This window comes from Hwangdonia lutea (assembly GCF_032814565.1).
Taxonomy (GTDB): domain Bacteria; phylum Bacteroidota; class Bacteroidia; order Flavobacteriales; family Flavobacteriaceae; genus Hwangdonia; species Hwangdonia lutea.
Genome location: NZ_CP136521.1, coordinates 553,024 through 567,191, shown reverse-complemented (window position 1 = coordinate 567,191; position 14,168 = coordinate 553,024). Strand labels below are relative to the sequence as shown.

Annotated in this window: 10 protein-coding genes; 8 read left to right on the top strand and 2 right to left on the bottom strand. The window is 36.1% G+C overall.

The window, feature by feature from the left end; translation table 11 throughout:
• The first annotated feature begins 27 nt into the window (after positions 1–27).
• From RNZ46_RS02485 to RNZ46_RS02460, 6 genes are all read left to right on the top strand, one after another.
• The gene (locus RNZ46_RS02485; RefSeq protein ID WP_316983812.1) at positions 28–1,227 is read left to right on the top strand and encodes a DUF5000 domain-containing lipoprotein; all 1,200 of its coding nucleotides are present in this window, start codon (positions 28–30) and stop codon (positions 1,225–1,227) included.
• 20 nt (positions 1,228–1,247) lie between these two features.
• On the top strand, positions 1,248–3,104 hold the full coding sequence (locus tag RNZ46_RS02480; protein WP_316983811.1) for a DUF4998 domain-containing protein: 1,857 nt from the start codon (positions 1,248–1,250) through the stop codon (positions 3,102–3,104).
• A gap of 167 nt (positions 3,105–3,271) precedes the next feature.
• Positions 3,272–7,303: a discoidin domain-containing protein gene (locus RNZ46_RS02475; protein ID WP_316983810.1), complete on the top strand. Its 4,032-nt coding sequence runs from the start codon at positions 3,272–3,274 to the stop codon at positions 7,301–7,303.
• Positions 7,300–8,034, top strand: a complete 735-nt coding sequence (locus tag RNZ46_RS02470; RefSeq protein WP_316983809.1) for a fibronectin type III domain-containing protein — start codon at positions 7,300–7,302, stop codon at positions 8,032–8,034. The genes RNZ46_RS02475 and RNZ46_RS02470 overlap by 4 nt, the downstream gene beginning before the upstream one ends.
• 15 nt (positions 8,035–8,049) lie before the next feature.
• On the top strand, positions 8,050–9,384 hold the full coding sequence (locus tag RNZ46_RS02465) for a hypothetical protein (RefSeq protein WP_316983808.1): 1,335 nt from the start codon (positions 8,050–8,052) through the stop codon (positions 9,382–9,384).
• Position 9,385: 1 nt separating this feature from the next.
• On the top strand, positions 9,386–10,735 hold the full coding sequence (locus tag RNZ46_RS02460; RefSeq protein ID WP_316983807.1) for a DUF3472 domain-containing protein: 1,350 nt from the start codon (positions 9,386–9,388) through the stop codon (positions 10,733–10,735).
• A gap of 61 nt (positions 10,736–10,796) precedes the next feature.
• Here the strand turns inward: RNZ46_RS02460 and RNZ46_RS02455 are convergent, their stop codons facing one another.
• On the bottom strand, positions 10,797–10,940 hold the full coding sequence (locus RNZ46_RS02455) for a hypothetical protein (protein WP_316983806.1): 144 nt from the start codon (positions 10,938–10,940) through the stop codon (positions 10,797–10,799).
• 196 nt (positions 10,941–11,136) lie between these two features.
• Here RNZ46_RS02455 and era point away from each other — a divergent pair, with 196 nt between their 5' ends.
• Entirely contained in the window at positions 11,137–12,018 is an 882-nt protein-coding gene (gene era / locus RNZ46_RS02450; RefSeq protein ID WP_316984954.1) for a GTPase Era, read from the top strand.
• A gap of 55 nt (positions 12,019–12,073) precedes the next feature.
• Here the strand turns inward: era and RNZ46_RS02445 are convergent, their stop codons facing one another.
• Positions 12,074–12,595, bottom strand: coding sequence for a GTP-binding protein (locus tag RNZ46_RS02445; RefSeq protein WP_316983805.1), 522 nt, complete (start codon positions 12,593–12,595; stop codon positions 12,074–12,076).
• A gap of 164 nt (positions 12,596–12,759) precedes the next feature.
• On the opposite strand from RNZ46_RS02445, the gene der reads away from it, so the two are divergent.
• Positions 12,760–14,064 (top strand): ribosome biogenesis GTPase Der, encoded by a 1,305-nt coding sequence (der, locus tag RNZ46_RS02440; protein WP_316983804.1) that lies wholly within the window; start codon positions 12,760–12,762, stop codon positions 14,062–14,064.
• The last annotated feature ends 104 nt before the right edge of the window (positions 14,065–14,168 follow it).

The window sequence follows — 14,168 nt, the reverse complement described above, 5'->3', positions numbered from 1 at the left end:
CCATAGACTAATTAAAAAAATAAAAATATGAAGAAATTATTCAAATTAGTAATAGTACCAATGATGTTGGTGTTATTTGCATGCGACGAAGAGCAACATGGCCCTCTAGTTTCAGATGGAACCAATCCACAAGCCGTAGAGAATGTTCAAGTTACACCTATTTATGGTGGGCTTAGCATAAGCTATGATTTACCAAACGATAGCGATTTACTATATGTAAAAGCGGTGTATACGAATTCTAAAGGTGAAACTGCAGAAGTAAAAACCTCTGCTTATGATAATAAAATTGAAATCTTAGGATTTGGTGATACCACAGAAAAAACTGTTGAGCTATATTCTGTAGATAGGTCAGAGAATACCTCAGAGCCTATTGCGGTTTCAGCAGCACCACTAACTCCTCCAGTGTTTCTTGTTCAAGCAACCATGGATATTACCGCAGATTTTGGCGGTGCTAGATTTTCTTGGATAAACGAATCAAAAACACCTATAACCATAGAGTTGTTAACAACAAACGACACAACCGGCGAATTGGAAACTGTAGAAACGATATATACCGAACAAGCGGAATCAAGATCATCTATTAGAGGTTACGAATCTGTACCAAGATTGTTCGCTGCGTTAATTAGAGATAGATACGATAATTTTTCCGATACGATTTACGCAAATACCCCAGATAAGTTGCTAACGCCATTATTTGAAGAGCGATTAGACAAAACTAAATTTAATAAAATCGTTTTAAATAACGATGATAACTGGGATGCTTGGGAAGGCGATTATTGGAATTGTTTTGATGATGATCCCGCTAGTATTGTACATACCCAAGGAGATCATCCGCGACCAAGTATTATGACGGTCGATTTAGGAGCCGTGGTTACCTTAAGCCGATTTAACGTATTACAAAGAAGCCCAGAAATCGCAAGACACTTTGCATTTACGCACGGAAATCCTAAAACCTATACGGTATATGGTGCGAAAGAATTACCTGGTCAAGATGGTAATTTGGATGATTGGATATTATTAAAAGAATGTGAATCCATTAAACCTTCTGGTTCTCCACTTGGAACGAACACAGACGAAGATATGGATCACTTCGACCGAGGAGACGAATACACGTTTGATGACCCTATTGAAATTCGTTATTTCCGTTTTGCAGTACATTCTACATGGGATGGTGCTGGTTATATAAATTTTTCAGAAATGACTTTCTGGGGTAACGTTGTAGAATAATTAATATTAAGAAACAAATTATGAAAAAAATAAAATATTATATTTTACCATTAACTTTAATGCTTTTTTTCGGATTCTATTCCTGTAATGATACTTATGAGTTTCATGAAAAATACATTCAAGATGGTGAGATTATTTATGCAACCAAGGTAGATTCTTTAACTACACTTGCTGGCGATGGCAGAATTAAAATTTCTGGATATTTAACTAAGGGTTTCACTATTGAAGAAATCACTGTGTTTTGGGATAAAGGCGAGAACAGTCAAACTTTTCCCTATACTAAGTCTCAAAACGATACAGATTTAATTGAACTAATAGTTACGGGATTGGAGGAGAAATCTTATGAATTTGATGTTTACTCAAAAGATGCCGATGGAAATGAATCTGTTAAAGTTACTGTATTCGGTACGGTTTACGGAGAAACATACCGATCTAATTTAGAGGCAAGAGGAGTAAATTCTTTTACATACAATAGTGATGGAAGTGCCACCGTGAGTTTAAAACCAAGTAGTGAACTTACTAGGGCTACCGAAATTAAATTCACGAATTTAAGCGGTGAGGAAGTTGTTGTTTCTGTGCCACAAGAGGAATCTGAAGGCGTTTTAGAGCAAATCGACCGTTCAGCACCTATTATGTACCGTACGTTTTATGTGCCTACAGCCGCCGATGAGGATGGTAATGAAACTTCTATTGATGAATTTGATTCAGATTGGAAAACCTATGTGTTTCCAGGTACCATTACTGCAATCCTATCAAGCTTTACTTTAGAGCCAATATCTGGTGGAATTATCGCAAACTGGGAAAATTCAGAAAATGCATTAATGACTTTTGAATTTAAAAATAACGATAAACAAGGTAATGAGGTAAGCAATACGGTGGTGTCGTCAGAATCTATGGGAACTTATACGTTTTCAGGGATGACAAGTGAAGAACAGGAAATTGAAATTACTGTCTCAGATATTTACGGAAATTCACAATCCATGACATTCTCAGTTACTCCGTTGGCAGCGGCAGGTAAAGGCAGCTGGACCATTGTTGATTTCTCAACCGAAGAAGCTGGGGGTGAAGGCCCTGTAAATGGTTATGCCACTGCAGTTATAGATGGTGATGTATCTACATTCTGGCATTCAAAATGGACCGGTAGTGGTTCGTCTTACCCACATCACTTTACATTCGATATGGGCGCAGAGAAACAAATTACTGGTTTTGAGATTTTTAGAAGAAGCGGAAGAACAGGTGCCGCTACAGAACACGAATTTTGGGTAAGTAACGATAATGTAAACTTTACACAAGTAGCTACATTAAGCGCAGATTTAAATTCTGATAATGGTTTTACAGCCAATACGGCTAATGTTGTTACAGCTAGATATGTTAAGTATGTTGCAGCTTCAGGGCCAAACAATTTCACCTATTTAGCCGAAATTAATGTGATAGAACTATTAGATTATGCAGACTACTCAATTGTAGACTTTTCAACAGAAGAAGCTGGTGGCGAAGGCCCTGTAAATGGATATGCTACGGCCTTAATTGATGGTGATACGGGAACTTTTTGGCATTCCCAATGGACAGGTAGCGGTTCGTCTTACCCGCATCATGTTACTATTGATTTAGGATCAGAACGAAGTATTGGTGGTTTTGAGATTTTTAGAAGAAGCGGAAGAACAGGAGCTGCAACAGAACATGAATTTTGGGTTAGTAGCGATAATGTTAACTTTACTCAAGTGGCAACCCTAAGCGCAAGTTTAGATACAGACAATGGGTATATCGCTCATGCCAATGGAGTGGTCTCAGCGAGATATGTTAAATATGTTGCTGTATCAGGCCCCAATAATTTCACATATTTAGCAGAACTTAATGTTTTTGGTTTAATAGACTAAATTTTTATAAATTAACAAGAGGGTTCTTTTAACCCTCTTGTTATATTTTAACTATTTTTTTACGCTTAAAATGCATGCTTCTTAAGCATTGCACGTGTTTTTCTTTGGTCTGTTATTTGTTTTTAACAGTTACCAACAAAGTCTTTCTTTTTATAAATCTTCCTTAAATGAAAAATTTATTACAAATTTTATCAGCTATAGGTTTGTGTTTTTTTATGCATCAAAGTATGCTTGCCCAAATTAACATAACACCGTATGATGAATTACCAGGTGTTAATCCTATTAATAAACCAAGCTATAACGAAAATTTTCCAGCTTGGGCAAAATTACTATACCAATATCCTATCAACTTTAATGAAATAGAAGAAGGCTATCAACAGCATTTTAAAAAATATGGTAAACAAAAAAATGCCATTATAAGATACTATAAAGTTTGGAGAAGAGTGGTTGGAAATTTTGCCGATGAAAAAGGGTTTATTCACCATTTAGAATCTAAAAACTATAGGTCAAAACTATCAAAATTAAACAAACAAAATAATAAATTTGTAGACCCTTCAAACTCAAATTGGACTTTCTTAGGCCCGAAAAATACATTTTGGCTTAATGAAGATAATAGTCCTACAGCAAAACCCGTAGCGCCTTGGCAGGTTAATGTTTATGCTTTTGATGTTTTTTCTGAAGACCATAATATTTTATATGCAGGTACCGAAACAGGTTATATGAATAAATCCGTTGATGGCGGATTAAACTGGACCTTGTTAACTCCCAACTATGTGTTTTCTGGTGGTATAGTAGCAGTTACCATTCATCCAGCAAATGCTAATGTTGTGTATGTTTCGGCAGGAAATCAATTGCATAAAACATTTGACGGTGGAAATACGTGGACTCCTTTATTGCAAAACGGCACTTATTTTTCTTCAAATCACATTTTAATAGACCCAAACAACTCAAATAACATGTTTGTTTCTACTGATAAAGGCATATTTATGTCTACAGACGCCGGAAGTACGTGGATCCAAAAATCCACAAGACGAACTTACGATATTGAGTTTAACCCAAATAATAGCAACATACTATACGCCATGACCACGGCGACTAATGGTAATTTTGAAATTTTACAATCGCAAAATGGGGGCGCTAATTTTTCTGTAGTTTCAGGATTCCCTGCAATTTCAGACTCAAGTGGTGGGTTAATTGCTGTAACTAAAGCAAACCCAAACTTATTATTAACTACCATGCTAAGTGCAGATAATACCCCGCATTTATATAAGGGTACCAATAGTTCTGGAAACTGGTCATGGACTAAGGTTATTGATTGTAATACAAATGCTTTTCCATACAACAATGGTCAAGGATATTACGATTTAGTTTTAGAAATATCACCTACCAACGAAAATCAGTTTATGGTTGGTACCACAACCTTATTTAAAACAAACAACGGCGGTAACAGTTTTGATGCCATTGGCGGCTATTTTGGTCGATTTTCAATTCACCCAGACATTCAAGACATGAAATGGTTTGATGATGGCTCCGTATGGTTAGCTACCGATGGTGGTACTAGTTTTTCTACAGATGCATTTGAAACCGATTTTCAGCCTAGAATAAATGGTTTGGTAGGTTCCGATATGTGGGGATTTGATCAAGGCTGGAATGAAGATATTGTTGTTGGTGGTAGATATCACAACGGAAATACCGCTATGGCAGATTTCTACAACAATAAAGCACTTCGAATGGGGGGAGCAGAATCTCCAACAGGTTGGGTTATTCATGGTAAAAGTAGGCATGTCGCTTTTAATGACTTGGGTGGTGGCTGGATATTACCAAGTACCGCAGAATCTGTTTACGAAGGCAAATTTAGTTTCTCTAAATATCCAAACATGTTGGAGTACGGTGGTAGTAGAGGAAATTTAATACACCACCCTAATTATTTCGAGATATTGTTTTTGGGTGAAGGCAATAGCTTCTGGGAAAGTACCGACATGGGCGAAAGCTTTGAAGCATTACATACATTTGATGGAGAAGTTATGTGTGTTCAAATGAGTGTGTCCAACCCAAATGTAATATATGCCGATGTTAAAGGTTATGGGTTGTATAAAAGCGAAGACCAAGGAGTTACATGGAGCTATAAACCTTCGTTGAGTAATAATGCTAATGGAGGCGATAAAATGAAGGGAAGAACTAATATCGCTACTTCACTTTATGATGAAAACACGGTGTACGCTTGCTATTCAAATGGAACTTGGACAGCAAATAAGGGACAGGTTTTTAAATCTACAGATGGCGGAGAAACCTGGTCTAATTGGTCTGGTTCTGTAAATAGCCATACTAAAAACTTGGTAATACAGCCATCAAATACTGGCGAAGATTTAATATACCTATTTACAACTAGTAAAAATGGTGAAAAATCTCAATGCTATTATAGAAAGGAATCTATGGCAGATTGGGAATTATTTGGAAATAATTATCCTGAAAATTTTGCAGTTAATACGGCTATTCCCTTTTATAGAGATGCCAAACTTAGGCTAGCCGGTGGAGGTGGTGTTTGGGAAACACCATTACAAGAACAAAACTTTATACCTATTATAAATCCATGGGTAGAAAACATATCAAATAAATGTATGGACGATGTTTTGCATTTTGATGATCATTCTATTTTAAATCACGCAGGTGCCAGTTGGAAATGGGAAATAACTCCTGCACCAGTTTATATAAGTGATGCCAATATTAGAAACCCGGAAGTAATTCTGGGTAACCCAGGATCTTATACGGTAAAGTTAACCGTAACACAAAACGGCGTAGATTATGTAAAGGAAATTCCTAATATGGTTACCACAACAACATGTCCGTCTATTACAGATTGTAATAACCCTGCCGAACTGCCAAAAAACGAGTGGTCTTTAATCTATGCTGATAGCGAAGAGGTTAATTATCCAGGTTTGGCTACTATGGCCTTTGATGGTGATCCATCTACCATTTGGCATACACGATGGAGTACTGGAACAGATGCGCATCCTCATGAAATTCAAATCGATTTAGGCAATTCTTATAACATTAGTGAATTTATTTATACGCCAAGGTCTAGTGGTCAAAACGGAAGAATAAAAGATTATGAGCTTTATTTTAGCTATGACAAGAATAATTGGGGTAGTGTAGCCCACTCCGGCACTTTCGAAAATACGAATGCAAGACAAAAAATCACCTTTGCTACACCTGTAAAAGGACGATACATGAGATTAGTAGCGCTCTCTGAGGTTAATGATGCAGCGTGGACATCTGTCGCGGAGTTAACGGTAGTGGGGTGTATAAGCGATAATTGTCCTGGAGTAGATAACCCAGATCAGGCTGATTTTGATAACGACGGTATAGGAGATGCTTGTGATGAAGACGATGACAATGATGGTGTTCTAGATATAGACGACCTTTGCCCGGAAACCCCGTTGGGAACTGCCGTAAATGCCCAAGGTTGTAGCCTATTTATATTGCCGGTTAACAATTTTACCATACAAGCGATTGGTGAAACCTGCAGAAGTAGTGATAACGGAAAAATTATCTTAACAGCAGCAGAAGCCCATAATTATATAGTAACTCTAACGGGAAATGGCAATACCGATACTTTTGAATTTACCGATACATTAGAGCTTACCAATTTACAGTCTGGAACATACAAAGTATGTATAACGGTTAAAGATGTGCCGGAAACTGAGTTTAAAAGATGCTATGATATTGTAATTACAGAACCATCAGATTTGGCCGTTTTATCAAAGGTAAGTGCCGATAAAAAATCGGTTTCACTAAACTTAGCTAATGGAACAAACTATACCATTAATTTAAACGGTACCATTACAACCACTTCAGATTCTCAAATTACTTTAAAGCTTGCCAATGGAATGAATACGCTTCGTATAGGTACAGATAAAGAATGTCAAGGGGTATTTGAGAAATCCATCTTAGTTTCAGAAAAGGCCATAGCTTACCCAAATCCTTTTACCGATTATCTTCAAATTAACATTGGTGATAATATTTCGAAAATGGTATCTGTAAAACTATATGCTACCACAGGGAAACTTATTCAATCAAGGTATTTACCAGTCCGTTATAATACTGTTGTTATAGACGGGAGGCATTTTAAAAATGGCACCTATTTGGTAACTATTGAAACAGCTTCTGGTCCATCAAACTTAAAAATCGTAAAACAATGAAACCATTAAAAAAGAGTTTGTTTACGCAAATAGCAAATACACGAGTTTTGTTCATATTTTGTCTTATTTCAGCTTGCAGTTCAGGTGACGGAGGCGATGCACCAATAGATCCTGTAAAAGAAATTAAAGAGCCAACAGCAGCTACATTAGTGTTTCCCGAGGCAAATAGCGAATGTACAGAGGGCACAATAAATAATGCAACTGAAAGCACTATTAATTTTCAATGGAATGCAAGTAAACATACTGATAGCTATAATTTACAGGTAAAGGATTTGATTACAGGAACGGTTACTAGCTATTCTACTTCAGAAAACAATTATGCTGTAAAATTAAAAAGAGGCAATCCGTACTCTTGGTATATCGTGTCCAGGTCAAATAAAACTTCAAAAACGGGTACAAGTGCCACTTGGAAATTTTTTAATGCCGGCGAAGGTGTGTCATCGTATGCACCATTTCCTGCAGAAGCAGTATCCCCTATTAGTGGTACAAACGTTACTAATGGTATTATCACTTTAGAATGGACAGCAAGCGATGTGGATAACGATATTGAAAATTACAATGTAAACTTTGGAGAGGTAAACCCGCCAGCTGAGTTTCAAACAGAGGTTACAGGAACAACTTTAAATAACATAACTGTTGAAGCCAATAAAACGTATTACTGGAGCGTCACAACAAAAGATAGCCAGGGCAATGTGTCTTATTCCGAAATATTCAGCTTTAATGGAATTTAACACATATTAAATAAAATGACAAAAAATAAGATTTTTATCTTTTTAGGCTTATTTGCGGCGGTACTTATAACCAACCCCTTCGTATTTGCACAAAATAATTCCTATATAAAACCTACACGTACAGAGGTGATTGCGCCCATACATAAAACAGCCTTTAAAATTAATTACGGTGATGAATGCAAAGAGCGGAACCAAGGCGGAAACCCCAGGAAAGTATCGGGTTATTTAGCATTTGATGGCTCTATGGACGGAAACAGACAAGTCGATCCGCAAATAGCAGTGGGCGGTGGTTACGTATTGCACGGTACAAATAGCGGTTTAATTATATACGATAAAAAAGGAAACTTTATTCAAGGGGTCTCGCAATCGTGTTTTAATAACGGTATAGATCCAAAACTTTTCTTCGACCCACATAATAAAATATTTGGTTTCAATTTATGGAATCCGTGGGATAAGGAAAAAAAGAAACCCGTAAATATTTCAATCTCCGAAACCAAAGACCCTACAGGTGCTTGGAACACTTACCCTGTACCAGCACCAAACGGTGTAGATGGTGGTGGCATTAGCTATAGTAGAAAATGGATTGGATACTCGTTTCCAGGAGGTGAAGAGCGCACATTTGTTTTAAAAATGGAAGATGCAAAATCCGGTAAACCCGCTACGGTATATCATTTTCCGGGTAGTTTAGGACATCCGGTGGCTACTCAAGATAAAACCGATGATTTGTACTTTTTTGAAATAACAAGAAACGGAGGTTTTATTATAAAACGAATAATAGAAGCCAAAGACGGTTCTCCCATTTGCGAGGTGGTTGCTAAAACACCAAAACGATTGGAAAATTTTGGATGGCCGCCCAAATCACCTCAAAAAAACACTAGTCAGCTAACATCTTCAGGCGACAGAAATCCAAAGAATTTAGTTTTACAAAATGGCTTTATTTGGTTTTCACATACCATAAATATTAACGATAGAGCAGCGGTTCAATGGCATCAAGTAAAAACAGATGGCACCATTGTGCAAACCGGTTTAATTAGTAGCGAAACCTCTAATTACATTCAGACTACAATAGCAGTTAATAAAAAAAATGATGTGCTTGTAGGTTTTCAAGAAACCAACGAAAACATGTTTATTAGTCCAAGATTGGCATTCCGTAAGGCAAAAGACCCAAAAAATACTTTACGCGAAATTATAAGTTTAGGTGAAGGACAAGGGTTTACCGACGGTGTGTCGTGGGGCGATTATAGCGGTAGCATTATTGATGGCGATAACCTAAAAGATTTGTGGACTATACAAAGCATAACAGACGAAAACGGAAAAGGCGATACGGTAATAGTTAAAGTTCCATTTTAAAATGAAGATTATTAATAAGCAAAGCGGCATACAAAGGGGACTTTTAGTTTCTATTTTATGTATTCAATTCATCATTACATCATGTGTAAATTCAAATAATTCAACAACAAATAAAACCGTTGACTTTACAACTACAATACCAGTAGCAGGTAATACATGGATAATTAACGACTTGTATAAAAACAAAAGTATTTCGAAAAATGGTGTTGAAAACTGGACAGATTTCAACGATGTTATTCGTACTTATTTCTATGCCAATCAAACCGGGAAAATCGATGTAGGCTTGCGCATTAAAACAATAGACGGCAATTCTCGTATAAAAGTAACTGTTGGAGGTAAAAGTAAAGAGGTTAATATCTCCAATACCGAGTATAGTGACATTTATATAGACGAATTTGAGATCGGATCAACCGGATATCATTTTGTCGATGTTCAGGGCATTTCTAAAAAAGGAAATGAAATTGCTAAACTCCTTAGTGTTAAAATTGGAGGTATGGCAACTAACGAATTATCGTTTATAAAAAAAGAATCTAATTTTTATTTTGGTAGACGCGGTCCTTCGGTTCATTTAGGTTATAAAGAGCCAAAAGGGAAAGATATCACTTGGTTTTACAACGAAATTACCGTACCTAAAAATAACGATGTTATTGGGTCGTATTATATGGCCAATGGTTTCTCAAATGGCTATTTTGGTATGCAAGTAAACTCAAAAACAGAACGCCGCATATTATTTTCGGTATGGAGTGCGTTTAATACCCAAGATCCTAAACAAATCCCAAAAGAATACAAAGTAATACCCTTAGGGAATGGCTCTGGCGTTCATGTGGGTGAGTTTGGTAATGAAGGTTCTGGAGCACAAAGCTATATGGTGTTTGATTGGAAAGCAGAAACAACATATAAGTTTTTGTTAAAGGGCGAATCGAAAGTTGAAAACTCTATCGATTATACAGCTTATTTTTATGCGCCCGAGGTTGGTGATTGGAAACTTATCGCTAGTTTTAGAAAACCAAAAACCAAGGATAAGCATATCACACGTACCTATTCGTTTTTAGAGAATTTTGAGCCTAACAGTGGATACATTGAAAGAGAAGTGAATTTTGATAACCAATGGATTTACGACACCAATGGAGATTGGACCGAACTTACATCGGCGAAATACACTGCCGATGCAACGGCCAGAAACGGTGTACGGTTTGATTACGATGGCGGTGCCAATGGCAATAGGTTTTATTTAAGAAATTGTGGATTCTTTAGTAATAACAAAGCTTTTGATGTACAGGTAACTCGAGAGCCAAACAATGTTGCTCCGCTAATTGATTTTTCTGCTTTAGAAACACCAAAAATACAGTAAAACCCCACTTAATAGTTTGTTGTTTTGTTAAAGGTCGTTTAAAACTATTTAAACGACTTTTTTAGTCTTCAGTATTGTCTTTTTTCTTGCCACTCATCATAAAATTGATAAGTATTCCTACTAAAGTAAGGCAAACAAGACCAAAAATAGCAATCATTACTACGCCGTTGGTCCAGTTGTAAAGTGCAATAGTTTGAGTTATCATAATTAAAATTTTAAACAAAATTAATAATCTAAATGTTTTGTAAACATGATTTTTATCAGATAATAGCTTGTGCTTTTAAAATTACAAAAAAGATTTTAACCCTATTTTAATGGATTTAGATTTTGTTTATAAAAAAATAGATATTGAATTTACAAACCAAGGTTGTAACTTTGCATTATTAAAAATTAATAAAAATATGAGCCACAAAGCAGGTTTTGTAAATATAATTGGCAACCCAAATGTGGGAAAGTCTACCTTGATGAATGCCTTTGTTGGCGAGAAATTGTCGATAATCACATCCAAGGCACAAACCACACGACACCGTATTTTGGGTATTGTAAACGGCGATGATTTTCAGGTGTTATTTAGCGATACGCCCGGTATTATAAAACCGGCCTACGAGTTGCAAGAATCTATGATGAGCTTTGTTAAATCGGCTTTTGAAGATGCCGATATTTTACTCTACATGGTTGAAATTGGTGAACAAGAATTAAAAGACGAGGTTTTTTTTAAGAAAATTAAAAACTCGAAAATCCCCGTTTTATTACTATTAAATAAAATTGATAAAAGCGACCAACAACAATTGGAAGCCCAAGTACAGCTTTGGACGGAAAAAGTACCCAATGCCGAGATTTTTCCTATTTCGGCTTTAGAAGGTTTTAATGTAAAAGAAGTGTTTAATCGTATTGTTGAGCTACTTCCGGAATCGCCTGCATTTTATCCAAAAGACCAATTAACAGATAAACCAGAACGTTTTTTTATAAACGAATCCATTCGCGAAAAAATCTTGATGCATTACAAAAAGGAAATTCCTTATGCGGTTGAAATAGAAACCGAGGAGTTTTTTGAGGAAGAAAACATCATCCGTATCCGTTCTGTTATTATGGTAGAGCGCGACACCCAAAAGGGCATCATAATTGGGCATAAAGGGTCGGCCATAAAACGCGTGGGTGTTGAAGCCCGAAAAGATTTAGAAAAGTTTTTTGGTAAGCAAATCCATTTGGAGTTGTATGTAAAAGTGAATAAAAACTGGCGCAGCAACCAAAACCAACTGAAACGTTTTGGTTATAATAGCTAAATAATAAATCTCAAAATTTTTCAAAATAACCTGTAAAATAACTTGTTTTATATTTTTAGGGATTCTGGTTTAGGTCAACCCCATTTTCTTCTAAAACCCTATTCATAAAATCATATAAATCGTGCATCTCATTTTTGCTCGATGCTTTCCCTATACTACCGGCAAAATAAAGGGCAAACCAAACAATAACCATTAAAAACATAAGGCTTAATTGTATCGCGTAATCGTGCTCTAAATTCCAATTGGTATAGGCCCAAATTCCGAAAGCAATAAATAAACCTGCCACCATAAAATGTAAAAACATAAACATGGTCCAAACCGTAGGATTAGGTCCAAACAAACCGTGTAATTTGCTGGAGCTATCTTTAACTTCATTTATTTCCAAATGTAATTGCGGCGACCAAAACTGTTGTTTTGCTTTGGGTAGTTTAATAAATACGTGATCGTCAATCCTGCTAATTATAAACTCTTTTTGTGTGGTTTTAGCATCTTCAAAAGCCTTTAAAAGCCTTTCGTTATTTTGATTTAAATTCATTTTAAATCGCGGACGTAAAACAATTTCATTATTTACCGGCATGCTTCATTTTTAATTTTAGAAAAGTAATATTTTTTTCTTTAAAATATAATTCCTTTTTATTCTTTACTTAAAAACCGTGTTGCATTGGGTATATTTCCTATTTTTGCAAAATATTTCAAAAGAGATATAAAATTCAGTTTTAGACTGTTATAGAAGTAAAAAGCATGAGTAATATAGTAGCCATAGTAGGTCGCCCCAATGTAGGAAAATCAACGTTTTTTAATCGTTTAATTCAGCGGCGCGAAGCCATTGTAGATGCCGTAAGTGGCGTAACCCGAGATCGCCATTACGGTAAAAGTGATTGGAACGGTAAGGAGTTTTCGCTTATCGATACGGGTGGTTATGTTTTGGGAAGTGATGATGTTTTTGAAGCTGAAATTGATAAACAAGTAGAGTTGGCCATTGATGAAGCCGATGCTATCATTTTTATGGTTGATGTAGAATCGGGTGTTACGGGTATGGATGAAGACGTTGCCAAACTGTTGCGTAAAGTTAACAAACCCGTTTTTTTGGTGGTTAATAAGGTTGATAATGCGAAACGAGCTGAAGATGCCGTGGAGTTTTATGCCTTAGGTTTGGGTGAATATTACACCATTGCCAGTATCAATGGTAGCGGAACGGGCGAGCTTTTGGATGCTTTGGTTGAAGCTTTACCGGAAAATGAAGAAAAGGAAGAAGAAACCTTGCCAAGATTTGCCGTAGTTGGTCGACCAAATGCAGGGAAATCATCTTTTATAAACGCATTAATTGGAGAAGATAGATATATCGTAACTGACATTGCAGGTACTACTCGTGATGCTATTGATACAAAATATAACCGCTTTGGTTTTGAGTTTAATTTGGTTGATACGGCAGGAATTCGCAGAAAATCTAAAGTAAAAGAAGATTTGGAATTTTACTCGGTGATGCGTAGTGTGCGCGCTATCGAGCATGCCGATGTATGTTTGTTGGTTTTAGATGCCACGAGAGGTTTTGACGGACAAGTACAAAACATTTTTTGGCTGGCAGAGCGCAACAGAAAAGGTATTGTGGTTTTGGTTAATAAATGGGATTTGGTTGAAAAAGACCATAAATCGATGAAAGAATTCGAAAAAACCATCAGAAAACAAATGGAGCCTTTTACCGATGTGCCCATTGTTTTTATTTCTGCACTTACCAAACAGCGTATTTTTAAAGCTATTGAAACTGCCGTTGAGGTTTATAAAAACCGTACTAAACGCATTAAAACAAGCCAGTTGAATGAGGTGCTTTTACCTATTATAGAAAACTATCCGCCACCAGCATACAAAGCAAAATTTGTAAAAATTAAATACATCATGCAATTGCCAACACCGCAACCGCAATTTGCATTTTTCTGTAATTTACCTCAGTATGTAAAAGATGCCTATAAGCGTTTTCTTGAAAATAAATTACGCGAGCATTTCGATTTTAGGGGCGTTCCTATTAGTGTTTATATGCGGAAAAAATAACATTTTCTTATTAAATTTTTAAGTTTTATTTAAGAATAGTCATACGTTTGTTGCTTAACTTGGCCTTTAAATTTTATTTAAATCACTATCAGAATAAATTATCG